Below are 22,997 nucleotides of genomic sequence, written 5' to 3' on the forward strand. Positions count from 1 at the left end.
GCCAAGCCCGCTGACCTGAGCCCTACAATGCCCTCATGCAGCAAGACACCCGGCCGGCAGCCTCATCGACTCCTGACTTCATAGCACCAAGCCTTCGTCGCCGCATGGCTTGCTGGCTTTATGAAGGCATGCTTTTGTTTGGCGTGGTGTTCATCGCCGGCTATTTGTTCGGAACGTTGTCTCAGACGCGCAATGCACTCGACAATCGGCATCTGCTGCAGGCCTTCATGCTGGTGGTGCTGGGGATTTACTTTGTCTGGTTCTGGAGCAAGGGCCAGACGCTGGCCATGAAGACCTGGCATATCCGCGTGGTCGATACCCAAGGTCGACCCCTGACGCAAACCCGCGCCCTGCTGCGTTACGCAGCCAGCTGGATGTGGTGGCTGCCACCGCTGGCCCTGCTCTACCCGCTGGGCCTGCCGCCACTGGAGGTTCTGGTGCTGCTCATGGGCTGGATTCTGATCTGGGCGCTGCTGAGCCGCTTTCACCCCAGAAAGCAGTTCTGGCACGACGCCTGGGCCGGCACCCAGCTGGTGCATCAGGCCCCAACTCCCAAACGCATCCGCTGACCCGCCCCTCCATGAGTACCTCCTCACCCGACCCCGTCAACCCGCAAAAAAGCCGTACCGGACTGTCCCGGGTGCTGCATGCCGGCGGCTACTCACTGGCTGGCCTCAAGGCCGGCTGGCATGAAAAAGCATTCCAGCAAGAAGCAATCTGTGCTGCCGTCATGATTCCTCTGGCGCTCTGGCTGGGCCAGAGCTGGGAGCAGACAGCGCTGTTGGCCGGCACCGTCATCCTGGTGCTCATTGTGGAATTGCTCAATACCGGCATAGAGGCAGCCATAGACCGTATTGGGCCCGAATGGCACGAGCTGTCCAAGAAAGCCAAGGACATGGGCAGCGCTGCTGTATTTCTGGCCCTGTGCCTTTGCGGAGCCGTCTGGGCTGCCGCTCTTTATCACCGTTTCATCGTATGACTCAACCCGCTTTTTCCATTTGCGTGTACTGCGGCTCACGCCCCGGCACCAACCCTCAATTCACCGAAGTCGCCAAGGCCGTGGGCCAATGGATAGGCTCGCGCGGCGGTCAGCTGGTCTATGGCGGTGGACGCAGCGGCCTGATGGGCGTGGTGGCCGAAGCCACGCAACAAGCTGGCGGCCGTGTCGTCGGCATCATCCCTCAGGCACTGGTCGACAAGGAGCTGGCCAACCAGGCCTGCGACGAACTGCACATCGTCAAGAACATGCACGAACGCAAGGCCATGATGGCCGAGCGCAGCGATGCCTTCGTGGCCCTGCCCGGCGGCATCGGCACGTTTGAGGAGCTGTTCGAAGTCTGGACCTGGCGACAGCTGGGCTACCACGACAAGCCCGTCGGCATTCTCAATGTGGATGGCTATTACGACGCCATGCTGCAGTTTCTTCAGTCCTGCGTGGGCAACGGCTTCATGGGCGAGTGGCAGATGGGCCTGGTCGAAAGCAGCAGCGACGCCTCGGCCCTGCTGCAAAATCTCGTCCAGAATGCCGGCAGCCAGCTGGATACACCGCCTCTGCGCTCGGTAATCTGAGCCCTGAAAAACACTGCAGGAAGGCATCCGCCGACCCGTAGCGCTGCCTGCAGTGCACACACCCGGCCCCGGACCAGGAAAAAAGCCAGACTCAAGGTCTGGCTTTTTTCCTGGGGCGCATGACTGGGGCGCGACATGGCGACTTAGACGGCAGTGTCGTCCAGCTCACCCGTACGGATGCGCACCACGCGCTCCACGGGGGTGATGAAGATCTTGCCGTCACCAATCTTGCCGGTGCGCGCGACGTTGACGACGGCATCCACGCAGCGGTCCACGTCTTCATCTCGCACCACGACTTCGATCTTCACCTTGGGCAGAAAATCCACCACATACTCCGCGCCACGATAGAGCTCGGTATGGCCTTTCTGGCGGCCAAAACCCTTGACTTCGGTCACGGTCAGACCATTCACCCCACACTCGGCCAGGGCCTCGCGCACTTCCTCGAGCTTGAAGGGCTTGATGACGGCGGTAATCATTTTCATGGGGCTGGTTCCTCAATTGATTGAAATCGGCAAAACACCGGAGGCAGAACCTCAGGCGCGAAATTTATTGGTAATGGGGTAGCGCCAGTCCTTGCCAAAGCTGCGCATTGTCAGACGTGGACCGACTGGCGCCTGGCGACGCTTGTACTCGTTGATTTGTATCAGACGCGTGACCCGCTCCACATCCGCAGGCGCAAAACCCTCGGCGACGATGGAGCTTATGCTCTCGTTGTTTTCCATGTAACGGGACACGATGGCATCCAGCACCTCGTAGTCCGGCAGGCTGTCCTGATCCTTCTGATCGGGGCGCAGCTCGGCGCTGGGCGGACGCGTGATGATGCGCTCGGGAATGGGATCGAGCCCCGTGCCGAAGGGATCGTTGGCATTGCGCCAGCGTGCCAGCGTAAACACCTCGGTCTTGAACACATCCTTGATGACGGCAAAACCGCCGGCCATGTCGCCGTACAGCGTGCAGTAGCCGGTGGACATCTCGCTCTTGTTGCCCGTGGTCAGCACGATGGAGCCAAACTTGTTGCTCATAGCCATCAGCAGGGTGCCGCGAATACGGGCTTGCAGGTTTTCCTCGGTCGTGTCTTCGGCGCGTCCGGCAAAAGTGCCAGCCAGCGCTGCCTTGAAGGCTTCGAACTGCGGCGCGATATCGATCTCTTCGTGCTGCACGCCCACGCGCTCGGACATCTCGCGTGCATCAAGCCAGCTGATATCGGCCGTATAGGGCGAAGGCATCATGACCGTGCGCACCTTGTCCGCACCCAGCGCGTCCACGGCAATGGCCAGCACCAGGGCCGAATCCATGCCGCCCGACAGGCCGATGAGCGCACCCGGAAAACGGTTCTTGCCCACATAGTCGCGCACGGACAGCACCAGCGCCGACCAAAGCGCATGATGGTGGTTCAGCTGGGGCTTGACTTGCCCCATCAGCTTCACGCGCCCATCCACCAGCTGCGCAGCCATCATGGGCAGCTCTTCCTCGAAGGCCGCCGCACGCGCCGCCACCTGACCGCTGACGTCCACCGCAAACGAGCAGCCGTCGAACACGACCTCGTCCTGGCCCCCCACCAGATGGGCATAGACCAGGGGAACCGCATTTTCCATGGCGCGCTGCGCAATCACCGCCTCGCGCTCGGAGGGTTTGCCGCTATGGAACGGCGAGGCATTGATGACGGCCAGCAACTGGGCGCCTGCGGCCACGGCCGCCCGCGCAGGGCCGGCATGCCAGGCGTCTTCGCAAATCAGCAGTCCGACCTGGATGCCGTCCAGCTCGAAGACACAGCTTTCCTCACCGGCCGCAAAGTAGCGCTGTTCGTCGAACACGCCAAAGTTGGGCAGCAGTTGCTTGAAATAGCGCGCAATCTGCTGACCATCGCGCAGCACGCTGGCAGCGTTGAACAGTTTCTCACCTTGCTCATCGCGCTGCGGGTGACCGATGACCAGCGCCAGCCCCGGCCATTGGGCACTGGCTTGCTGCAACTGCTGCAGGGCCGCATCGCAGGCTTCCAAAAATGCCGGACGCAGATACAGGTCCTCAGCCGCGTAGCCACACAGGGCAAGCTCAGGCGTGAGCAGCAGGCGGGCACCGTTGGCATAAGCTTCAGCAGCAGCGGCGATGATTTTCTGGACATTGCCAGAGAGGTCTCCCACAACAAAATTGCGTTGGGCACAGCAAATGGAAAGCGTCATGAAAAGCAAGCTAGGCGGTGAGGCCACCAGCCCCCGCGACAATCAGGGCATGGCCGAAAACAAGATTATCACTCGCGTGCTTGCCAGCGTGCAGCAGCTGGACGCACAAACCTGGAATGTGCTGCTGGCCTCTCAATCCACGCCCACGCCCTTCATGCGCCACGAATACCTGGCAGCCATGGAGCAAAGCGGCAGCGCCACGCCCGATACCGGCTGGATCGCCCGGGTCATCACCGTCTGGGACGGCGATGAGCTGCTGGCCGCCTGCCCCCTCTATATCAAGACCCACTCCTACGGCGAATATGTGTTTGACTGGGCCTGGGCGCGCGCCTATCAGCAGCATGGCCTGCCTTACTACCCCAAGGGATTGCTGGCCGTCCCCTTCACGCCCGTGCCCGGCTCCCGCCTGCTGGCACGCAGCCAGGCACTGCGCGTGGCGCTGGTGCATGCCGTCCAGGCCTGGGCAGCCGAGCAGCAGCTGTCATCGCTGCATCTGCTGTTTGGCGATGCCGACGATCTTGCCGCCTGCGCTGCAGCGGGCTGGATGCAGCGCAGCACGGTGCAGTTTCACTGGACGAACACGCCGCCCGCACTTCCCGCTGCGGGCGCTCCCCTGCCAGCCGGGGCACTACCCGGCAGCATGCAAGCGAGCAATGACACAGCAATGGCACCGTCCCGCTGGAAGGACTTCGACGACTTTCTGGGCTCGCTGAACCAGGAAAAGCGCAAGAAAATCCGCCAGGAGCGGCGCAAGATACGCGAAGCCGGCGTGAGCTTCAAAGCCATGCAGGGTAGCGACATCGGTGCGCAGGACTGGTCCTTCTTCTACCGCTGCTATGAGCGCACCTACCTGGAGCATGGCAACCCGCCGTATCTGACACCGGAGTTCTTTGCCTCCATGGCCTCGGCCATGCCCGAGAACTGGGTGATGTTCATCGCCGAGCGCGACGGACAGCCTGTCGCTTCAAGTTTGATAGCTATTACCGACTTTCGATCAATGATTTCAGCATCAAAACCATTGTTTTTTGAGGATAGACAGGCGCTAGCAGCTATCAATAACAAGGTTGCCTATGGCCGCTACTGGGGCGCTCTGGAACGGATCGACAGCCTGCATTTCGAAGCCTGCTACTACCAGCCCATCGAATGGTGCATCGCCAACGGCTTTGCCCGCTTCGAGGGCGGCGCCCAGGGCGAGCACAAGATGGCCCGCGCGCTGCTGCCCGTGGAAACACCGAGTGCCCACTGGGTGGCCCACCCCGCTTTTGCCGATGCCATCGAGCGCTTCCTGCAGCGCGAGAGCGAAGGCATGGCCCAATATGTGGAAGAGCTGCAATCCCATAGTCCACTGCGCAAGGCCTGAAGGTGGAGACAAAAAAAGGCCGCTTTGCAGCGGCCTTGAAGCTCAGACTCCAGGAGACATTCAGAAAGTTTCCCAGTCATCCTCATCCAGCGAGGACTTTTGCGCATTGCGGGTAGGAGCGGATTCGCCAGCAACCGCGCCCCCCATCAAAGAGCGCGGGGCTGCCGGCATGGGGGCAGGACGGGCAGCCACACGACGGACAGCTGCCTGACGCGCCGGGGCGGCGGCGGCGACCACGGCCGGCGCCGCAGCACGGGCTGCAGCCTTGGGTGCCTGGTCATAAAGCGCACTGGCAGGCAGCTGGAAAACCGCCACCGCCTGAACCAGATCCTGCGCCTGCTTGCGCAGCGCACCAGCGGCTGCAGCACTTTCCTCCACCAGCGCCGCGTTTTGCTGCGTCGTCTGATCCATTTGCGTCACCGCCTCGCCAACCTGGGCCACACCCTGGCTCTGCTCCTGGCTGGCGGCACTGATCTCGGCCATCAAATCCGTCACCCGGCTGATCGCCGACACGATGTCGGCCATGGTGGCACCGGCCTTGTCCACCAGCTGCGTGCCCTGCTCCACCCGCTGCACGCTGGTGCTGATCAAGGCCTTGATTTCCTTGGCAGCCTCGGCACTGCGCTGGGCCAGGGTACGCACCTCACCCGCCACCACGGCAAAACCACGGCCCTGCTCACCGGCGCGCGCTGCTTCCACGGCCGCATTCAGCGCCAGGATATTGGTCTGGAAGGCGATGGAGTCGATGACGGTGATGATGTCGGCAATCTGCTGGCTACTGTTGTTGATGCCCTTCATGGTTTCCACCACTTCGGCCACCACGGCACCGCCCTGCGCTGCCACCTGGGAAGCATTCACCGCCATCTGATTGGCGGCACGGGCGTTGTCGGCGTTCTGGCGCACGGTAGAGCCCAGCTGCTCCATGGAGGCGGCGGTTTCCTCCAGCGCACTGGCCTGCTCCTCGGTGCGACCGGAGAGATCAGCATTGCCCGAGGCAATCTGCGAACTGGCCGAGGCCACGCCTTCCGCGTTCTGGCGTACCGAGCGCACGGTCTGCACCAGACTGCTTTGCATACGCTCCAGGGCGCTGAGCAAGCGGCCTGTTTCGTCCTCTCGCTCCACGCGGATGACGCCGCTCAGATCCCCATTGGCCACACGGTCCGCGGCCTGCACCGCCTGCTCCAGCGGCGCACGAATGGAACGCACCAACCAGATGCCTGCCCCTGCAGCCACCAGCACCGCAATCAAGGCAGCCAAGGCAAGCATGCTCACAGCCCGGTCGTAAACCCTCTCCGAAGCCAGAGTCTCGCCCTTTGCCACATCGCTGTTGAACTTGATCAGCTTTTGCAAAGTCGCCGAAGACTGGTCATAGAGCTTGAGAGATTCGCCTCCCAGCAGTTGCTTGGCCTGCTCTTTATCGCCTCGACGCGAAATTTCGAACAGTTGCTTGTTCAACTCCACATAATGCTCTCTCTCGCGCAGGAACTGCGTATAGAGTTCACGCTCCTCGGCAGTGAAAATCAAAGGCTCATAGAGTTTTTTTGCCTCCGCCAGGTGTTTCTGCAATTGCTCGAATTGAGCTTCCACCTGAGCCATATAGCCGGGCTCGTCATTATTGACATGTCGCAACTCGAGCAAGCGGGTGCGCGCCAGGTCGGTATTGAGTGTATTGATCACTTCCACACTGGGCAGGGCATTGCCGGTGATGGTTTCAGCACTGGAACGCATGGAGCGCAGCTGCAGCAATGCCATGGCAACCACCACGACCAGCAGCAAGACAAGAACCCCGAACGTACCGAGAATCCGCGTGGAGATTTTGATGCTTTTCATTGATTGCACCTCCCTCTATTACCAATTAGTTTTTATAAATACTTCTTTTGAATCCATGCCCACAAAGCGCAAGGATTCAATGTTTCTGCTCGATCGGGAAATATCTCTCTGAATGGCATACCAGAGATGGAATGGTCCTTGATACCGGCTTATATGTTTTCAATTGTTTCCAGTTTCATATTCCTTGCCTATCTTCACAAGCCTACAGTCATGTAGGCAGTCGCTTACGCCGCACTTGAGTTACTGAAAGTTACCAATCAGTGACAGCAGAGATTCTCGATGCCATGGCAACCTACATAGCCTTGAAAAAGCATCAAGCCACCCCTCTTCTTGATCAATATCAAGACAGTTTGAAGAAAGCTTGTAAAAAAAACCCCGACAGCATTCGCTATCGGGGTTTTGAGACGGAAGCCGTTGAAACCGGCAATACCTCGACCTCAGAACTGCTCCCAATCCTGGTCATTGCTCAAGGCGAGCTGAGCCGTTTTGACCGGCGCAGGCACAGCCTTGCCCGGGCCTTGATCGGCTAACGCCGCAGCCCGCGGGCCAGCGCTCATGCCGGCCTTTGCAACCGGCTCGACCCGATTTTTCAGCGCCGCAGCGGCAAAGCTCTGTGCCTGATTCCCCAACTGAAAAATCGCCACCGAATCGACCAGCGCCTTGGCCTGGCGCTGCAAAGAATCGGCGGCCGCCGCGCTCTCCTCCACCAGGGCCGCATTCTGCTGCGTGGTCTGATCCATCTGGGTGACGGCTTCACCCACCTGGGCCACGCCCTGGCTCTGTTCGCGGCTGGCCGCGCTGATCTCGCCCATGATGTCGGTCACGCGGCCTATGGCCGTCACGATTTCGGCCATGGTGTCACCGGCCTTGTCCACCAGTTGCGAGCCTTGCTCCACGCGCTCCACGCTGGCATGGATGAGCTGCTTGATTTCCTTGGCCGCCTCGGCGCTGCGCTGGGCCAGCGTGCGCACCTCGCCCGCCACCACGGCAAAGCCACGGCCTTGCTCGCCGGCACGCGCGGCTTCCACGGCCGCATTCAGGGCCAGGATATTGGTCTGGAAGGCAATCGAGTCGATGACGCCGATGATGTCGGCGATCTGGCGGCTGCTGTCGTTGATGCCCTTCATGGTGTCCACCACCTGGGCAACCACATCCCCGCCTCGACCCGCGACATCGGAGGCATTCTTTGCCATTTGATTGGCTGTCTGGGCATTGTCGGCGTTCTGGCGCACGGTCGAACCCAGTTGCTCCATGGAGGCCGCCGTTTCCTCCAGGGCGCTGGCCTGGCTTTCGGTGCGCGCCGAAAGATCCGCATTGCCCTGAGCGATTTCGCTGGACGCAAGGGCCACGCCATGGGCATTGCCGCGCACATCCTGAACGACGGAGGACAGTTGCCGACGCATGTCTTCCAGCGCATTGAGCAGCAAGCCCATTTCATCGCGGCGCTGGTTCTTCACCACCATGCCCAGCCTGCCGGCTGCCACGGCCTGCGCCAGCTCAACTGCCGTGGCCACGGGAGCCGTGATGGCGCGTGTCATCGCAATGCCGACCACGGCGGCAAACAGCACCACCAGCGCCAGCGTACCGAGCAGCCAGTAGCGGGCCAGCTCGAAACTGGACTTTTCGGCCTGCTGGGCCTGAGCCGCGTTCTCGAGCTGCAGCGTCATCAGCTTGCCCGTGCTTTCCGCCAGCTGGCTGAAGGCCTGTTCGGACAGCCCGGCAAAGAACAGCCCCAGCTCGTCGGCCATCCCTGCCTGGCTGTCCACGGTGTTGTAGTCGCCATCGCGTGCCCGCGCCAGCAACTGCTCGTGCAGCTTCAGGAAATTCGCCTTGTTGGCCTGATAGCCCTCGTAGGCCTCGCGCAGCGGCGGGCTGGCAATCAGCTCATGGACCACCTTCTCCTGCTCGGCAATGGTTTTCAGGCGCTGCTGGATTTGCTGCTCGTAACCTTCGATCTCGACCAGGGTGCGAGCGGTGGCGATGCCTGCCTCATGGCGGCGCAGCCGGTTGTACTCGGAGCGCATGGAGGCTGCGTTGTAGACACTGGGCAGCGCCACTTCGGAAACCTCACGGCCCGCAGCATGAATGCTGGACAGCTGCAACCAGGCCACCAGGCCGAGCAATGCAGACAACAACACCAGCGCCGTAAAGCTGATGCCCAACTTGGTCCCCACGCGCCAGTCCGAAATCTTCCAACTCATGCGCATCCCCTCGTATATATCGATACAGGCAATAAAAAACGCACCAAGCGATGTCCGCCGGGTGCGTTTCAAATTGTATATATGCAGATGGCGAGGCTTCTCTGCAAGTAAAGGTTAGAGACCCTTTACTAGTTTGGATCAGCCCTTGTAGTTGGCGATACCGTCCACGATTTCCTTGTGTGCCGCGTCCACGCCCTTCCAGCCCAGAACCTTGACCCACTTGCCCTTTTCCAGATCCTTGTAGTGCTCGAAGAAGTGGGCAATCTGCTGCAGGGTCAGCTCATGGATGTCGCTGAGGTGGTTGATCTTGTCGTAGGAAGGCAGCAGCTTCTGTGTGGGAACGGCCAGAACCTTGCCGTCGACGCCGGATTCGTCTTCCATCTCCAGAATGCCGATGGCACGGCAGGGCACCACCACGCCGCTGGGCAGGGGGAAGGGAGTCATCACCAGCACGTCCACGGGGTCGCCGTCGCCAGACAGGGTCTGGGGCACATAGCCGTAGTTCACGGGGTAGTGCATGGCAGTGCCCAGGAAACGATCCACGAACAGGCAGCCGGATTCCTTGTCCACTTCGTACTTCACGGGAGCCGAGTTGGCCGAGATTTCGATGACGACGTTGAAGACTTCAGGCGTCTTGGAGCCGGGGGTCACATTGTTCAGAGACATGATGGTTGGGAGAAGTAATACAAAAAGCCCGCCAGAGCCAACAAAGCATCGGCACCTGAGGGTCAGCCCGCGATTTTAGGCGCATGACCCTAACGCTGGCATTACATGTTTGAAAGATGCGCGTGCAGTCGTGTATTCCCGCCAGGCAGCCTCGCCCACTTCAACCATGAAAACCCACTCAAACTAATACCCACAAATCGTTGTAAGCTCTCAAAACAAGAGCATGTCAGGCGCTCACCGGATGCCGGCGACGCACGGGCCCGCTGCGCTGCTCCACCGCAGCCTGCACCTCCTTGCGCAGGCCCAGAGCAAAACCCAACTCGGCCGCCACAAACAGCGGGCCTATCAGCAGGCCCATCACATCGTCAAGAAAAGCGGGCTTGCGTCCTTCCCAGTAGTGACCGATGAACTGGATCACCCAGCCCAGCACAAACAGGCCCAGCCCCCAGGCCAGCCAGCTCCCCATGGGCTGCGCGGCGACAGGAGTCGCCAGCGCCAGCATGGCGGCCAGCAACACGCTCATGAACAGGCCGTATCGCCCGTCGAGCCGCCAGTAATACACTGCTGCAGCAACCGCTGCCAGCAGAGCCAGCGAGATCGGCATGCCGCCAAGCGCTCCCCATTGCAGCCTGGCCAGCAGAATCACCACCGCCTGCATGATCATGGGCACACCGATGTAGTGCGTGACGATATTGCGCGGGTCGCGGTGGTAGTCGGCGTAGTTGGACAGTTGATCGATTAGGGTTTTCATCGCTGTATCTCCTGGTCGCTTGTCAGAGCATGGTGGCGCAGCATCAACCTTGCCGTCTGTCATGCCACCGACACAAGCGCTAAACCCTTCACCCAGGCCTGCACTGGCCTCAGTGCCCACTGCACGCAAGCGCGGCAGCTTCGAGCATGTCAACTCCAATGATCTCTGGGCCATCGTGCAGGCCGGCCGCTGGTTTCGCTCGCTGCCGCCGGAATTGACCGCCCAGATGCAGCAACTGGCCCAGCCAAGGCTGCTGGCCGCCGGCGAATGGCTGTTTCGCCGCGGCGATGCCCCCTGCGGCCTGTATGCGGTGGCCAGGGGATCGCTCAGCATCTCCGGCACGGCAGCGCTTCAGGAAAACACCCGCACGGCATTGCTGACCTTGATCGAGCCGCCGAGCTGGCTGGGCGAGATCGCCCTTTTCGATGGCGAGCCCCGTACCCACGACGCCTGCGCCAACACCGCCTGCGCCCTGCTGCATATCCCTATACCGCCGCTGCGCGAATGGCTGGATGCCAACCCGCATTGCTGGCGCCACATGGCCCTGCTGCTGACCCACAAGCTACGTGCCAGCCTGATCGCGCTGGAGGAGCAGACCGTGCTGCCTGCACCGCAGCGCGTGATGTGCCGTCTGGTGCAAATGGCCATGGGCCACGAGCAATGGGCCGACCGCATGCGCACCCACCGCGAGCTGGCCGTCTCGCAGGAGCAGATCGCACGCATGCTGGGCCTGTCACGCCAGACCACCAACCAGATCCTGCAGGAGCTGCAGCAGGCCGGCTGGCTGCAACTGCGGCGCGGCAAGCTGGAAGTTCTCGACCTGGCCGCACTCAAGGCCGCAGCACTCACCGGACAAATCCCTACTAGCAGCTAGGCGCTGCCGGCCTGGTTCGGGGTCGCCCCCGCCCCGCTGTCCGCTTGGTGCTGGACAAGCCTGCTATCTCTTTGATAATGAAATCGGGTCTGATGCACCAGACCCGGCTCAAGATCATCGCGGGCGACCCAGCCGAGTTCCGACATGCCGTCGTTGTCGCCCGCCATAACAACGGATACCCCATGCCCCTGTCTCCCAGTGCCAGCCGCAAGCCAGTCCCCATCAATATGCGCGACGTCAAATACCGGGGCTATGCCCGCGATGACGGCATGTGGGACGTGGAAGCCGAGCTGATCGACCAGAAAACCTATGACATCGAGCTTCATGGCCGCCGCAAAGTGCCAGCGGGCAAGCCGATTCACCATATGTGGATCCGCCTGACCATCGATGCCGACATGGTGGTGCACGGCATAGAGGCCGCCATGGACGACCACCCCCTGGGCCACTGCCCCCAGGCCACAAAGTCCATGCAAAAGATGGTGGGCTGCTGCATAGCCCGCGGCTGGCGCCGCGCCATTGCCGACAATCTGGGCGGGGTAGTGGGCTGCACGCATCTGCGCGAGCTGCTGTTCAATATGGCAACACCCGCTTTTCACACCGTGCTCAACCAGTTCGGCCCCAATGGCTCGGGCCTGCCGCCACGTCATCTGGGTCAGTGCCTGGGCTGGGACTTCAACGGCCCCGGCGTGGCCGAGTTCTACCCCGAGTTCAAGGGCTGGAAGCCGCTCTCTCAGCAACCCGTGAAAACCACTACAAAAGACTGATCCACAATACCATCAAGCGCCACCAGCTATCAATTTTGATAGCCCACAACAAGCCCGCAGCCGGCCCGGACTTCACTCTTGCGGCACAATCGAGCCCATGGCAGAACGTGTGATCCCCTTGGTCGATGAGCGTGCGGCATCCCGCAGCGCAATCGTCCCCAGCCCCCTGCAGGCCCCTACCGGGCTGCTGCAGGACCAATGGGGACGGCCTTTGCGCGACCTGCGCATCAGCGTCACCGACCGCTGCAACTTCCGCTGCAACTACTGCATGCCCAAGGAAGTTTTTGACAAGAACTACCAATATCTGCCCCACAGCTCGCTGTTGAGCTTCGAGGAAATTACGCGCCTGGCCAGGCTTTTTGTCGCCCATGGCGTGCGCAAGCTGCGCCTGACCGGCGGCGAGCCGCTGCTGCGCAAGAACATCGAAGCCCTGATTGCCCAGCTGGCCGAGCTGCGCACGCCCGACGGCCAGCCGCTGGACCTGACACTGACAACCAACGCCTCGCTGCTGGCGCGCAAGGCACGCGCTCTGAAGGACGCCGGCCTGAATCGCGTGACCGTCAGCCTCGACGGACTGGACGACGCCGTGTTCCGGCGCATGAACGATGTGGACTTCCCCGTGACCGATGTGCTGGCCGGCATCGAGGCTGCACAGACTGCGGGCCTGTCGCACATCAAGGTGAACATGGTGGTCAAGCGCGGCACCAATGACGACCAGATTCTGCCCATGGCCCACTACTTCCGTGGCACGGGAATCACGCTGCGATTCATCGAATACATGGACGTGGGAGCCACCAACGGCTGGCGCATGGACGAGGTGCTGCCCTCCGACGAGGTTATAGCCCGTCTGCGCGCCGAACTACCGCTGATCCCGCTGGCACCTAGCGCCCCGGGCGAGACCGCCGTGCGCTGGGGCTATGCCGATGCCAGCGGCCGACATGATCCGCAGCTGGGCGAGGTGGGCGTCATCAGCAGTGTGACCCATGCTTTCTGCGGCGACTGCAACCGTGCACGTCTGTCCACCGAGGGTCAGCTCTATCTGTGCCTGTTCGCCAGCCAGGGCTGGGATTTGCGTAGCCTGCTGCGCACCGGTGCCAGCGATGCCGAGATTGCAGCCGCCATTGCCCCCATCTGGCAACAGCGCGACGATCGCTACTCGCAGCTGCGCAGCGAAATGCCCCCCGATGTGGCGCCAGTGCGGCAAGGTCGGCGCATCGAGATGAGCTATATCGGTGGCTGACTCACGCATCACCCCCGAGCAGATCACCGGTTGCGTGCTGGCCGGAGGACGCGGTGCGCGCATGGGCGGTGTGGACAAGGGCCTGCAGAGCTTTCAAGGCTTGCCACTGGCACTGCATGCATTGCAGCGCCTGGCTCCGCAGGTCGGCCCCTTGCTCATCAATGCCAATCGCAATACAGCAGCTTACGCAGAGCTGGGTCGGCCACTGGCTGCCGAGGTCTGCGCCGACAGCCTGCCCGACTACCCCGGCCCGTTGGCGGGCTTCATGGCCGGCCTCGCGCATTGCCGCACGCCATGGCTGCTGTGCGTACCCTGCGATACGCCGCTGCTGCCCCTCGATCTGGCTGCGCGAATGCTGGCGTCGCGTGGCGATGCCGATATCGTCATCGCTCACGGCTGGGATACCGAGCATGCCCAGCCGGGGCAGCCACCGCAACTGCGCCCCCAGCCCGTGTTCTGCCTGCTGCGGGCCGGACTCGCCTGCAGCCTTGAGCGCTTCATCACCAGTGGTGGCCGCAAGATAGACGCCTGGACCGGCCAGCATCACAGCGCCCAGGCCGTATTTGACCGCCCCGGGGACGAACAGGCCTTCAGCAACGCCAACACGCTGGCCCAGTTGCTTGATCTGGAGCAAATCGCCCCCGAACGCCAATCCTGAGTCACCGGCACCACCAGCCAAAAGCGTAAAGTGCCACGCAGCCCCATGGCCGCATCCGTCATGAGGTTTTTTTATTTTTTGCTGTTATGACTGCGACTTTTCAACCTGCCGCTTCCACCAGCGCCCAGACGCTGACCACTGACCAGGTACTGCAACAGCTGCAAGCCTTGCTGCAGCCGCTGGGTGCGGTCGCCGAAGTGGAAACCGTCGCCCTGCCCGATGCTCTGGATCGTGTGCTGGCAGCCGATGTCATCTGCCCCGTCAACGTGCCACCCCATGACAACAGTGCCATGGACGGCTATGCCTTTGCTGGCAGCGAGCTGGAGCAAGCGCAGCCCGGTCAGCCTCTGATGCTGCGTGTGGTGGGAACGGCTCTGGCCGGAGGACCCTGGCACGGCCGGCTGGGCGCGGGCCAATGCGTGAAGATCATGACGGGTGCAGTCATGCCGGTGGGGGCGGACACGGTGGTAGCCCATGAGCAGGCCAGCGCTGGCCAGGAGTGCATTCAGTTTGACGGCCATGCCCTGCGTGCAGGCGCCAATCGTCGCCTGCGCGGCGAAGACCTGGAGCAAGGCTCTGTGGCACTGCAGGCCGGCCAGCGCCTCACACCAGCCGCCCTTGGTCTGCTGGCCAGTCTGGGACTGGGCCAGGTCAGCGTGCGACGCCGCCTCAGCGTGGCTTACTTCTCCACCGGCGACGAGCTGCTGAGCCCAGGTGCCGAGCCACGCGAGGGAGCCATCTACGACAGCAACCGCTTCAGCCTGCAGGCGCTGCTGCGCCGGCTGGGAGCCCATGTGCTGGACCTGGGGGCCGTGCCCGATAAACCGGCCGCACTGGAAGAGCGTTTGCGCGAGGCAGCCACCCTGGCCGATGTGGTGCTGACCAGTGGCGGCATCAGCGCCGGTGAGGCCGATCACACCCGTGCGATGCTGCAGCGCCTGGGCACTGTGCAGTTCTGGCGGGTGGCCATGCGTCCCGGTCGGCCACTGGCGGTGGGCCTGCTCGCTCCCGCCGGTGGAATCTCATTGACCAGATCAACAGGCATCCCAATCAAGACAAGCGCAAACAGCTCACAAAATCTGAGCAATCCACCGCCCACTCAGCGCCCTGCGGTGCTGCTGGGACTGCCCGGCAACCCGGTGGCCGCCATGGTGAGCTTTCTGATGTTTGTGCGCCCGGCCCTGGCCATGCTGGCAGGCGAACGCAGCCCCTCCGTGCCATTGCTGCAGGCGATCAGCAGCGAACGCCTGCGCAAACGCCCGGGCCGTACCGAATATCTGCGCGGCGTGCTCGAACTCAATGAGAAGGGCCAGGCCGCCGTGCGCACCACGGGACCGCAAGGCTCGGGCGTGCTCAGCTCCATGGTCGCCGCCAACTGCATCATCGTGCTGGACGATGCTCGCGGCGACGTCCTGCCCGGAGAATCCGTCAACGTCCTGCTGCTGCAGGGGCTGATCTGAGGACGGACTTTCTGCCTGGTCTTCGACCCTCGATCCATTCTGGGAAATATTTCATGCCATACCAAGCCACCCACTGGGCCACAGAACCCACAAGGCAGGCCATCGATGCGCTCAAGGGCGCGAATTTGCTGGAATTCGGCACCCCCTGGTGCGGCCACTGCCAACGCGCCCAGCCGCTGTTGCAGGCTGCGCTGGCAACCCAGCCAGAACTAGCGCACATCAAGGTGGAAGACGGTCCCGGCCGGCCACTGGGCCGCAGCTATCGCGTCAAGCTCTGGCCCACGCTGATTTTTCTGCGTGACGGCAAGGAAGTGGCGCGCATCGTGCGCCCCGAATCCGAGCAGCAGATCCAAGAAGCGCTGGCACAAATCACGAACTGAGCCAGCGCAACCGGCCCGGCCGACTCCTGGATCAGCCGTTCTTGAGCGCCAGCTCCACGCCCTTGTTGGCCAGCGCATCGGCACGCTCATTGCCGGGGTCTCCGGCATGGCCCTTGACCCAGCGCCAGTCGATGCGGTGGCCGCTGCCCTGCACCAGCGCGTCCAGCTGCTTCCAGAGCTCGACATTCTTGACGGGTTCCTTGGAAGCGGTAACCCAGCCCTTGGCCTTCCAACCCTGGATCCACTCGGTAATGCCTTTGCGCACGTACTGACTATCCAGATACAGCACCACATCGCAGGGACGCTTGAGCGCGGACAGCGCCTCAATCACCGCCTTGAGTTCCATTCGGTTATTGGTGGTTCCCAGTTCACCACCGAAGAGTTCTTTCTGCGCCGATCCGGCCTGCAGCAATGCGCCCCAGCCGCCAGGGCCGGGATTGCCCTTGCAGGCACCGTCGGTATAGATCACAACTTGATTCAATTTTCTTCCTTGTTACGCCAGGACATGTCCGGCGGCTGCCTCTGGGTCACGGGCGCCTTCATGCCGGCCGGCACGCTGCTCTTGCGCCAGCTCGGGCTCATCAGCCGCATGCCCTGCACACGCTTGACGGCCACCACGCAATAGACGCCCCCCATCACCGGCCAGCAGCGGTGGCCCAGGCCTTCCATGAACTGCCAGCGGCTCAGCCACTTTTCACTTTGAGTGGCAGGACGATAACAGCCAAATTGCACTGCTTCGATCTCGAAGCTCAGCAATCGCAGCCAATCGCGCAAACGCCAGTAGCCCACACCCAGGCTCAAGTCCGGCAAATAGCCCGCACTGCGCTCCACCCGGCGCTGCAAGCCCAGCAGGCTTGAGGGGTTCAGCCCGCTGATCACCAGCCTGCCTTCCGGCACCAGCACGCGTGCAGCCTCGCGCAGCGCGGCATGCGGATCGTTGCAAGCCTCCAGCGTATGCGGCATCAGCAACAGGTCGAGGCTGGCCTCGGCAAAAGGCAGGGCTTCCGGGGCGGTTCTGAGCGCCGGCATCAACGGGGCAGAATTCTGTGCTTCATCAGCGGGCGGCTGCTGCTGCGACACTGCGGTCGCCCTCGCTTGCGCTACAGTGCCTGCTTTTGCATCCGGAACGGGATCAAGACCCTCCAGCGCCAGCCAGCGATGAGGCATGCGATTGCTGCGCAGTCCTTGCAGCTGCGGCAAGCCCAGCTGCAAGGCGTGGTAGCCAAAGATATCGGCCACCGCCTCGTCAAAGCGCTGCTGCTCCCATTTCAGGAGATAGTGCCCGAGGGCTGAATCCGTCCAGTGATGCATCTCTATAATTTTGCAGCTCATGAACCTGTTGCCCATTCCCGCTTTTTCCGACAACTACATCTGGATGCTCCACGATGCAGAACATGCCGTGGTCGTCGATCCGGGTCAGGCCGAGCCTGTGCTGGCCACCTTGGCACAGCGGGGTCTGAAACTGCAGGGCATTTTAGTCACCCACCATCATGCCGACCATGTGGGCGGCGTGGACGCCATTCGCGCGGCCACGGGTGCTCCGGTCTGGGGCCCCGCCTACGAGACCCTGCCCGAGCCCGTGACGCGCGTGCAGGGGGGCGACCACGTGGAGCTGCTGGGCGGCCCCTGGCAGGTCATCGATGTGCCGGGGCATACCAGCGGCCATATCGCCTTCTTCAGCACCCGGGCGCAAAGCCAGCCCCTGCTGTTCTGCGGCGACACACTGTTCTCGGGCGGCTGCGGTCGCCTTTTCGAAGGCACGGCAGCGCAGATGCAGGCCTCGCTGGACGCACTGGCCGCCCTGCCCGGCAACACGCTGGTGTGCTGCGCACATGAGTACACAATTTCCAACCTGCGATTTGCGCAGGCCGTGGAACCAAACAACCCGGAACTGGCTCAGTATCTGGAACATTGCCAGCAACTGCGCAAGAGCGGGCAGCCGACGCTACCCTCCACATTGCAGACCGAGCTGGCCATCAACCCGTTCATGCGAAGCCGCGCTGCAGATGTGATCGCAGCCGCCGTGCACCATGATCCTCAAACCAGGCCCGAGGAGCCCGCCAGCGTTCTGGCTACCTTGCGCCAATGGAAAAACGTTTTCTGATGAAGCTGCTATCCACCCTGCTGCTGACAAGCGCACTGATATTGACCGGCTGCGCCACCACCAGCAGTGTCGACCCCATGTATCCCAATGGCCCGCTCAAACCCCTGGGCCAGGGCAAAGTCGGCAGCGCTGAAGTCGCTGAGCTTGAAGCCACAGGCGACCTCTGGGTACGTATCCGCAAGGGCTTTGCCATGCCCAACCTTGAGCAGGATCTGGTCCAGAACCAGGAGCAGTGGTATGCCACGCGCCCCGACTACATACAGCGCATGACGGAGCGGTCGAGCAAATACCTGTTCCACATCGTCGAGGAACTGGAGCGCCGCAACATGCCGACAGAGTTGGCGCTGTTGCCTTTCATCGAGAGCGCCTTCAACCCTCAGGCTGTATCCAGCGCCAAGGCCGCCGGCATGTGGCAGTTCATGCCGGCCACGGGCACCTATTTCGACCTCAAGCAGAATGTCTTCCGCGATGATCGCCGCGATGTGCTGGCCTCGACACGCGCCGCGCTCGACTATCTGCAAAAGCTCTACAACATGTTCGGCGACTGGCATCTGGCCCTGGCCGCCTATAACTGGGGCGAAGGCAGCGTGGGCCGCGCCATCAAGCGCAATGAAAAGCTGGGCCAACCCGCAGGCTACCTCGACCTGCAGATGCCGGCCGAAACCCGCAATTACGTGCCCAAGCTGCAAGCCGTCAAGAACATCGTGGCCGAACCCGAGAAGTTCAACACCGAGCTTCCCATCATCGAGAACCACCCCTATTTCCAGGCCGTGGATCTCCCGCACGACATCGACGTTGAGCTGGTGGCCAAGCTGGCCGATGTCAGCGTCAAGGACTTCAAGGCACTCAATCCCAGCTTTCACAAACCGGTGATCTTTGCGCGCGCCACGCCACAGGTGCTGCTGCCCTGGGACAATGCCAAGGTTTTCCGCCGCAATCTGCAGGCCTATAGCGAAGGCCAGTTTGCCAGCTGGACGGTATGGACCGTGCCCACCACCATTACCGTGGCCGAAGCCGCCCAGCGTGCAGGCCTGGGCGAAGCCGACCTGCGCGCCATCAACAACATCCCGCCGCGCATGCTGATCAAGGCCGGCTCGGCTCTGATGGTGCCGCGCGATGCCAACGTCAAGACCGACGTGCCCGGCCATGTGGCCGACAACGGTCAGATCTCCTTCGCCCCCGAAATCGTGACCGTGCGCACCACGGTCAAGGCGCGCAAACGCGATACCCTGGTCAGCGTTGCCAGCCGCTATGGCATCAGCGTCTCCAACCTCGCGGACTGGAACGACCTCAAGTCCACGGCATCCTTGCGCCCCGGCCAGTCGCTGATTGCCTACCTGCCCAGCCGCGCAGCCCGCAGCGCACGCGCCGAAGCCAACGACAGCCCACGCGAGTCAGCCCGCAACACCCGTGGCGGCAGCAAGGTGGCAGCCTCCAGCAAGAACGCCAGAACCAGCAGCGCGCCCGCTCCCCGTGGCGGCAAGAGCGAACCCAAGGCACGTGGCGGCACACCAGCCAAGAAGCGCAAATAAGCTTCGCCGCCCGCAAAAAAGCCCGCTGTTCGTAAAGACCAGCGGGCTTTTTTATCTCTGCTCATTCAAAGAAATCGATAGCAGCACACGCTTGATATAAAAGCGCTGGCTCCCAATTCAAGCGATATTTTCAGCGCCGGTCCACCAGCGCGTGGGCAATCGTGCCCAGATCTACATATTCAAGTTCGCTGCCTATCGGCACGCCACGCGCCAGCCGCGTGACCAGAATGCCGCGCGACTTGAGCGCCTCGCTGACAGCATGGGCCGTGGCCTCGCCCTCTGCCGTGAAGCTGGTGGCCAGAATCACCTCCTGCACCACGCCATCACAGGCACGCTCCAGCAACTGCTTCATGCCGATTTCCTTGGGGCCCACGCCGTCGAGCGGGGACAGCCGCCCCATCAGCACATAGTAATAGCCCTGATAGGCCCCCGTGCGTTCCATCGCAGCCAGATCGGCCGGAGCCTCGACCACGCACAGCCGAGCCCCGTCGCGCCCGGCGTCATCACAGATGCTGCAGATAGCACCTTCGGTAAACGTATGGCAGCGCTCGCAGTGATGAACAGAGTTCACCGCCGAGTCCAGCGCCCGCGCCAGCTGCAGCGCACCAGCCTGATCACGCTGCAGCAAATGAAACGCCATACGCTGCGCCGACTTGATGCCCACACCCGGCAGTCGGCGCAAGGCCTCGATCAAGGCATCCAGAGATTGCACATCAGACACAGGCTTGTCCTTTCAGTCACCAGAAAAAAGGCGATCTGCCACTACGCAGATCGCCATTCATTCCCCTGCCCACAACACTTGCATGCCCTAAGTCGGGGAAGCGGCACTGCCGCTCAGGGGGAAATCCGTCAGAACGGGAACTTCATCCCGCCGGGCAGGCCGGGCATACCGGCAGTGATCTTGCCCATCTTCTCGTTGGAAGTCTCTTCGGCTTTGCGCACAGCCGCGTTGAAGGCGGCAGCCACCAGGTCTTCCAGCATGTCCTTGTCTTCGGCCAGCAGGCTGGGGTCGATGGTGATGCGCTTGACGTCATGCTTGCAGGTCATCACGACCTTGACCAGACCGGCACCGGATTCGCCTTCGACTTCGATATTGCCCAGCTCTTCCTGAGCCTTCTTCAGGTTGTCCTGCATGGCCTGAGCTTGCTTCATCAAACCGGCGAGTTGTCCTTTGTTGAACATGAGAATTCCTTCTTTTGTTGAAACGCCTTATTCAGGCTGAATAGATATGGGCTTGATGCTACCGGGCACGATTTTCGCGCCAAAGTCTCGCATCAAGGTTTGAACCTGCGGATTGCTTTTGACAATATCCTCGGCCAGCAACTGGCTGGCTTTTCTTTCCAGGGCCAGTCGGCGGGCGGGACTATCCGTCACGGGCCCCTGCTCGACCTGCAATTGTCGCGCATGACCGGCCGCTTCCAGCGCAGCACGCAGACGATCACGTGTGCCAGCCTGATTGAGCGAGTTGGACTCCACGCGCAGCCGCCACAGATCGCCGTCACGGCCCAGAAGTTGAGACTGCAGCGCCAGCTGCCGCGCCACGGCCACCACGGCTTCGCTCTGCAGCAACTGCTGCACCACGCCAAACCACAGATCGCCCTCGGCTGTGCGTTCCACAGGGGCTGCGTCCTGGGCCGTACTGACATAGCCGCCGCTTGCGCTCTGGGCCGCCGGCTCGTCAGACTCCATGGGCGGCATGGCATGCGGGGGCTGTCCGACATCCAGGTCGGCATCATCGCCCCAGCGCCCATCGTCAGACCAGCCCTCATCGGGCATGCCTGCCCAGGCCGCCTCGCTGGCATCCTGCTCTTCGGGAGCATCAGCCATATCGCTGCCCTCTGCACTCTCGGACGCATCGTCGACGGGCATTCGGCCTGCCTCTGCGACAGCTTCATGATTCGCCGAGGGCGTGGTTTGCTGAACCGCAGCAGGCTCAGGCGTCACCGCAGGAGCTGGCGACCGTGCCGGCTCCGGGACGGCCTGCACCAGCGGCTCTGCGACGGAATACGCCGCTGAATCTGGGCGCTCAGCAACCGCTTGCATCTGTTCTGGCTCGGCCATGGCGGCGACTGACGCAGGCTCCTGCTCTGGTGCCGACTCCGGTGCGGCTTTCGCAACAGGCTGCGGTACAGACGGGACGGACTGAGCCTCGGCCGCCGGCACCTCCATCACCGCCGGCGGCGAAGCCGAAGGTGGCTGAATCAGCGCCGGAGCCTGGACAACAGGCCGGCTAGGCCTCAGCGCCGGAGTTTTTTTTTCAGCCGTGCCGGCTTCGGCATTTTCCGGCTTGAAGGCCAGCAGCCGCAGCAGCGCCATGGTCAGCGCAGCATACTCATCCGGGGCCAACCCCAGTTCGGTACGGCCATGCAGGCAGATGCTGTAGAGCAGCTGAGTCTCGTCGCGCGGCATCAGACTGGCCAGTCGGTCTACTTCGGCGGCCTCCGGGTCGCTGGCATCCAGCGGCATGTCGGGCACGGCCTGCAACACGGCCATGCGCTGCAGCACGGCGCACATTTCTTCCAAAGTCGATGCAGCAGACAGACCGTTGTGGCGCAGCTCTTCGGAGACTTCAACCACCGTGCGCCCGTGGCCCTGCGCCAGGGCATCGATCAGGCGAAAGACATGGCTGCGATCCACGCTGCCCAGCATCTGGCGCACCGTCGACTCCTGCAACTGCCCGCTGCCAAAGGCAATCGCCTGGTCGGTCAGGCTCAGCGCATCGCGCATGGAGCCACGCGCGGCACGCGACAGCAATCGCAGCGCCTGGGGCTCTGCCGGCACGCTTTCCTTGTCCAGCACATGGGTCAGGTGCTCCAGAACCGTCTCGGGCGCCATCGGGCGCAGATTGAACTGCAGGCAGCGCGAGAGCACAGTGACCGGCACTTTTTGCGGATCGGTCGTGGCCAGCACGAACTTCAGATACTCCGGAGGCTCCTCCAGCGTCTTGAGCATGGCGTTGAACGCGGTGTTTGTCAGCATGTGCACCTCGTCGATCATGAAGACCTTGAAGCGCCCCTGCACCGGCTTGTACACCGCCTGCTCCAGCAGGCTCTGCACCTCATCCACACCCCGGTTGGACGCAGCGTCCAGCTCGGTGTAGTCGGGGAAACGCCCGCTATCGATTTCCGTGCATGCTGCGCAAACCCCGCAAGGGGTTGCGGTGATTCCACCGTTACCGTCCAGGCCCTGGCAATTCAGGGACTTGGCCAGAATGCGCGACACCGTGGTCTTGCCCACGCCACGTGTGCCCGTGAACAGATAGGCATGGTGCAGGCGCTGCTGGGTCAACGCATTGGTCAGAGCCTGAACCACGTGCTCCTGCCCCACCATTTCGGTGAAGGTACGAGGCCGGTATTTGCGAGCAAGCACTAAATAAGACATAGCCTCTGATTCTACGGGGCCGGGGCATGCCAACAAGCCTGCTCCTG

At 62.4% G+C, this 22,997-nt stretch carries 23 protein-coding genes; 12 read left to right on the forward strand and 11 right to left on the reverse strand.

Annotated features, from left to right (window positions below; all coding sequences use genetic code 11):
• The first annotated feature begins 35 nt into the window (after nucleotides 1-35).
• From AAIL67_RS02825 to AAIL67_RS02835, 3 genes are read left to right on the forward strand one after another with little or no spacing between them, the layout of a single operon-like run.
• Nucleotides 36-569 (forward strand): RDD family protein, encoded by a 534-nt coding sequence (locus tag AAIL67_RS02825; protein ID WP_034356991.1) that lies wholly within the window; start codon nucleotides 36-38, stop codon nucleotides 567-569.
• A gap of 11 nt (nucleotides 570-580) precedes the next feature.
• A complete protein-coding gene (locus AAIL67_RS02830; protein ID WP_034356988.1) occupies nucleotides 581-979 on the forward strand; it encodes a diacylglycerol kinase in 399 nt (132 codons plus the stop codon).
• Complete coding sequence (locus AAIL67_RS02835; RefSeq protein WP_343483340.1) at nucleotides 976-1,569, forward strand: TIGR00730 family Rossman fold protein; 594 nt, start codon at nucleotides 976-978, stop codon at nucleotides 1,567-1,569. Before AAIL67_RS02830 ends, AAIL67_RS02835 begins: the two co-directional genes overlap by 4 nt.
• Nucleotides 1,570-1,712: 143 nt before the next feature.
• On the opposite strand, the gene AAIL67_RS02840 is transcribed toward AAIL67_RS02835, so the two are convergent.
• Together AAIL67_RS02840 and AAIL67_RS02845 are read right to left on the reverse strand one after the other, a co-directional pair.
• The gene (locus AAIL67_RS02840; RefSeq protein ID WP_003056652.1) at nucleotides 1,713-2,051 is read right to left on the reverse strand and encodes a P-II family nitrogen regulator; all 339 of its coding nucleotides are present in this window, start codon (nucleotides 2,049-2,051) and stop codon (nucleotides 1,713-1,715) included.
• 51 nt (nucleotides 2,052-2,102) lie between these two features.
• A complete protein-coding gene (locus tag AAIL67_RS02845; protein ID WP_343483341.1) occupies nucleotides 2,103-3,749 on the reverse strand; it encodes an NAD+ synthase in 1,647 nt (548 codons plus the stop codon).
• Here AAIL67_RS02845 and AAIL67_RS02850 point away from each other — a divergent pair.
• Complete coding sequence (locus AAIL67_RS02850; protein ID WP_197483880.1) at nucleotides 3,748-5,109, forward strand: GNAT family N-acetyltransferase; 1,362 nt, start codon at nucleotides 3,748-3,750, stop codon at nucleotides 5,107-5,109. The two genes, AAIL67_RS02845 and AAIL67_RS02850, sit on opposite strands and share 2 nt — an antisense overlap.
• Before the next feature lie 60 nt (nucleotides 5,110-5,169).
• On the opposite strand, the gene AAIL67_RS02855 is transcribed toward AAIL67_RS02850, so the two are convergent.
• The 4 genes from AAIL67_RS02855 to AAIL67_RS02870 all read right to left on the reverse strand — a co-directional run bounded on the left by AAIL67_RS02855 (nucleotide 5,170) and on the right by AAIL67_RS02870 (nucleotide 10,557).
• Nucleotides 5,170-6,939, reverse strand: coding sequence for a methyl-accepting chemotaxis protein (locus AAIL67_RS02855; protein ID WP_343483342.1), 1,770 nt, complete (start codon nucleotides 6,937-6,939; stop codon nucleotides 5,170-5,172).
• Between the two features lie 437 nt (nucleotides 6,940-7,376).
• The gene (locus AAIL67_RS02860) at nucleotides 7,377-9,140 is read right to left on the reverse strand and encodes a methyl-accepting chemotaxis protein (RefSeq protein ID WP_343483343.1); all 1,764 of its coding nucleotides are present in this window, start codon (nucleotides 9,138-9,140) and stop codon (nucleotides 7,377-7,379) included.
• A 138-nt stretch (nucleotides 9,141-9,278) separates the two neighbouring features.
• Nucleotides 9,279-9,806, reverse strand: coding sequence for an inorganic diphosphatase (ppa, locus tag AAIL67_RS02865; protein WP_003056663.1), 528 nt, complete (start codon nucleotides 9,804-9,806; stop codon nucleotides 9,279-9,281).
• A gap of 226 nt (nucleotides 9,807-10,032) precedes the next feature.
• The gene (locus AAIL67_RS02870; protein ID WP_045839647.1) at nucleotides 10,033-10,557 is read right to left on the reverse strand and encodes an Mpo1-like protein; all 525 of its coding nucleotides are present in this window, start codon (nucleotides 10,555-10,557) and stop codon (nucleotides 10,033-10,035) included.
• Between the two features lie 112 nt (nucleotides 10,558-10,669).
• Between AAIL67_RS02870 and AAIL67_RS02875 the strand changes: the two genes are divergently transcribed.
• The 6 genes from AAIL67_RS02875 (at nucleotide 10,670) to AAIL67_RS02900 (ending at nucleotide 15,933) form a co-directional block, all read left to right on the forward strand.
• Complete coding sequence (locus AAIL67_RS02875) at nucleotides 10,670-11,431, forward strand: Crp/Fnr family transcriptional regulator (protein WP_003066211.1); 762 nt, start codon at nucleotides 10,670-10,672, stop codon at nucleotides 11,429-11,431.
• Between the two features lie 182 nt (nucleotides 11,432-11,613).
• Nucleotides 11,614-12,195, forward strand: coding sequence for a DUF2889 domain-containing protein (locus tag AAIL67_RS02880; protein WP_034357051.1), 582 nt, complete (start codon nucleotides 11,614-11,616; stop codon nucleotides 12,193-12,195).
• Nucleotides 12,196-12,292: 97 nt separating this feature from the next.
• The gene (gene moaA / locus AAIL67_RS02885) at nucleotides 12,293-13,435 is read left to right on the forward strand and encodes a GTP 3',8-cyclase MoaA (protein WP_063660789.1); all 1,143 of its coding nucleotides are present in this window, start codon (nucleotides 12,293-12,295) and stop codon (nucleotides 13,433-13,435) included.
• Nucleotides 13,428-14,093, forward strand: a complete 666-nt coding sequence (gene mobA / locus AAIL67_RS02890; RefSeq protein WP_034393159.1) for a molybdenum cofactor guanylyltransferase MobA — start codon at nucleotides 13,428-13,430, stop codon at nucleotides 14,091-14,093. The genes moaA and mobA overlap by 8 nt, the downstream gene beginning before the upstream one ends.
• Before the next feature lie 86 nt (nucleotides 14,094-14,179).
• Nucleotides 14,180-15,553 carry a molybdopterin-binding protein gene (locus AAIL67_RS02895; RefSeq protein WP_343483344.1) on the forward strand — a complete coding sequence of 458 codons (1,374 nt, stop codon included), beginning with the start codon at nucleotides 14,180-14,182 and terminating at the stop codon, nucleotides 15,551-15,553.
• 53 nt (nucleotides 15,554-15,606) lie between these two features.
• Nucleotides 15,607-15,933: a thioredoxin family protein gene (locus tag AAIL67_RS02900; RefSeq protein ID WP_034356966.1), complete on the forward strand. Its 327-nt coding sequence runs from the start codon at nucleotides 15,607-15,609 to the stop codon at nucleotides 15,931-15,933.
• A 31-nt stretch (nucleotides 15,934-15,964) separates the two neighbouring features.
• Here the strand turns inward: AAIL67_RS02900 and rnhA are convergent, their stop codons facing one another.
• A complete protein-coding gene (gene rnhA / locus AAIL67_RS02905) occupies nucleotides 15,965-16,414 on the reverse strand; it encodes a ribonuclease HI (RefSeq protein ID WP_003056672.1) in 450 nt (149 codons plus the stop codon).
• The gene (locus tag AAIL67_RS02910) at nucleotides 16,411-17,244 is read right to left on the reverse strand and encodes a class I SAM-dependent methyltransferase (RefSeq protein WP_034356964.1); all 834 of its coding nucleotides are present in this window, start codon (nucleotides 17,242-17,244) and stop codon (nucleotides 16,411-16,413) included. Before AAIL67_RS02910 ends, rnhA begins: the two co-directional genes overlap by 4 nt.
• Before the next feature lie 19 nt (nucleotides 17,245-17,263).
• Between AAIL67_RS02910 and gloB the strand changes: the two genes are divergently transcribed.
• Complete coding sequence (gene gloB / locus AAIL67_RS02915) at nucleotides 17,264-18,037, forward strand: hydroxyacylglutathione hydrolase (RefSeq protein ID WP_034356961.1); 774 nt, start codon at nucleotides 17,264-17,266, stop codon at nucleotides 18,035-18,037.
• The gene (locus AAIL67_RS02920; RefSeq protein WP_034393156.1) at nucleotides 18,037-19,569 is read left to right on the forward strand and encodes a transglycosylase SLT domain-containing protein; all 1,533 of its coding nucleotides are present in this window, start codon (nucleotides 18,037-18,039) and stop codon (nucleotides 19,567-19,569) included. Before gloB ends, AAIL67_RS02920 begins: the two co-directional genes overlap by 1 nt.
• A 130-nt stretch (nucleotides 19,570-19,699) precedes the next feature.
• Here AAIL67_RS02920 and recR read toward each other — a convergent pair whose 3' ends face one another.
• From recR to dnaX, 3 genes are all read right to left on the reverse strand, one after another.
• Nucleotides 19,700-20,290 carry a recombination mediator RecR gene (gene recR, locus AAIL67_RS02925; protein WP_003066191.1) on the reverse strand — a complete coding sequence of 197 codons (591 nt, stop codon included), beginning with the start codon at nucleotides 20,288-20,290 and terminating at the stop codon, nucleotides 19,700-19,702.
• Nucleotides 20,291-20,418: 128 nt separating this feature from the next.
• The gene (locus AAIL67_RS02930; protein ID WP_003066189.1) at nucleotides 20,419-20,751 is read right to left on the reverse strand and encodes a YbaB/EbfC family nucleoid-associated protein; all 333 of its coding nucleotides are present in this window, start codon (nucleotides 20,749-20,751) and stop codon (nucleotides 20,419-20,421) included.
• Nucleotides 20,752-20,778: 27 nt separating this feature from the next.
• Entirely contained in the window at nucleotides 20,779-22,950 is a 2,172-nt protein-coding gene (gene dnaX, locus AAIL67_RS02935; protein ID WP_343483346.1) for a DNA polymerase III subunit gamma/tau, read from the reverse strand.
• Between the last annotated feature and the right edge of the window lie 47 nt (nucleotides 22,951-22,997).

The organism is Comamonas sp. A7-5, assembly GCF_039581385.1.
GTDB classification, from domain to species: Bacteria; Pseudomonadota; Gammaproteobacteria; order Burkholderiales; family Burkholderiaceae_C; genus Comamonas; species Comamonas thiooxydans.

Excerpts from the sequence above, each read along its gene's own strand:
- AAIL67_RS02920 (WP_034393156.1), top strand. The coding sequence starts at position 18,037 with ATGAAGCTGCTATCCACCCTGCTGCTGACAAGCGCACTGATATTGACC.
- AAIL67_RS02850 (WP_197483880.1), top strand. The coding sequence starts at position 3,748 with ATGAAAAGCAAGCTAGGCGGTGAGGCCACCAGCCCCCGCGACAATCAG.
- AAIL67_RS02880 (WP_034357051.1), top strand. The coding sequence starts at position 11,614 with ATGCCCCTGTCTCCCAGTGCCAGCCGCAAGCCAGTCCCCATCAATATG.
- AAIL67_RS02835 (WP_343483340.1), top strand. The coding sequence starts at position 976 with ATGACTCAACCCGCTTTTTCCATTTGCGTGTACTGCGGCTCACGCCCC.
- AAIL67_RS02895 (WP_343483344.1), top strand. The coding sequence starts at position 14,180 with ATGACTGCGACTTTTCAACCTGCCGCTTCCACCAGCGCCCAGACGCTG.
- AAIL67_RS02840 (WP_003056652.1), bottom strand. The coding sequence starts at position 2,051 with ATGAAAATGATTACCGCCGTCATCAAGCCCTTCAAGCTCGAGGAAGTG.
- AAIL67_RS02845 (WP_343483341.1), bottom strand. The coding sequence starts at position 3,749 with ATGACGCTTTCCATTTGCTGTGCCCAACGCAATTTTGTTGTGGGAGAC.
- gloB (WP_034356961.1), top strand. The coding sequence starts at position 17,264 with ATGAACCTGTTGCCCATTCCCGCTTTTTCCGACAACTACATCTGGATG.
- AAIL67_RS02900 (WP_034356966.1), top strand. The coding sequence starts at position 15,607 with ATGCCATACCAAGCCACCCACTGGGCCACAGAACCCACAAGGCAGGCC.
- AAIL67_RS02825 (WP_034356991.1), top strand. The coding sequence starts at position 36 with ATGCAGCAAGACACCCGGCCGGCAGCCTCATCGACTCCTGACTTCATA.
- ppa (WP_003056663.1), bottom strand. The coding sequence starts at position 9,806 with ATGTCTCTGAACAATGTGACCCCCGGCTCCAAGACGCCTGAAGTCTTC.
- moaA (WP_063660789.1), top strand. The coding sequence starts at position 12,293 with ATGGCAGAACGTGTGATCCCCTTGGTCGATGAGCGTGCGGCATCCCGC.
- AAIL67_RS02855 (WP_343483342.1), bottom strand. The coding sequence starts at position 6,939 with ATGAAAAGCATCAAAATCTCCACGCGGATTCTCGGTACGTTCGGGGTT.
- AAIL67_RS02870 (WP_045839647.1), bottom strand. The coding sequence starts at position 10,557 with ATGAAAACCCTAATCGATCAACTGTCCAACTACGCCGACTACCACCGC.
- dnaX (WP_343483346.1), bottom strand. The coding sequence starts at position 22,950 with ATGTCTTATTTAGTGCTTGCTCGCAAATACCGGCCTCGTACCTTCACC.
- AAIL67_RS02860 (WP_343483343.1), bottom strand. The coding sequence starts at position 9,140 with ATGAGTTGGAAGATTTCGGACTGGCGCGTGGGGACCAAGTTGGGCATC.
- AAIL67_RS02830 (WP_034356988.1), top strand. The coding sequence starts at position 581 with ATGAGTACCTCCTCACCCGACCCCGTCAACCCGCAAAAAAGCCGTACC.
- AAIL67_RS02930 (WP_003066189.1), bottom strand. The coding sequence starts at position 20,751 with ATGTTCAACAAAGGACAACTCGCCGGTTTGATGAAGCAAGCTCAGGCC.
- AAIL67_RS02910 (WP_034356964.1), bottom strand. The coding sequence starts at position 17,244 with ATGCATCACTGGACGGATTCAGCCCTCGGGCACTATCTCCTGAAATGG.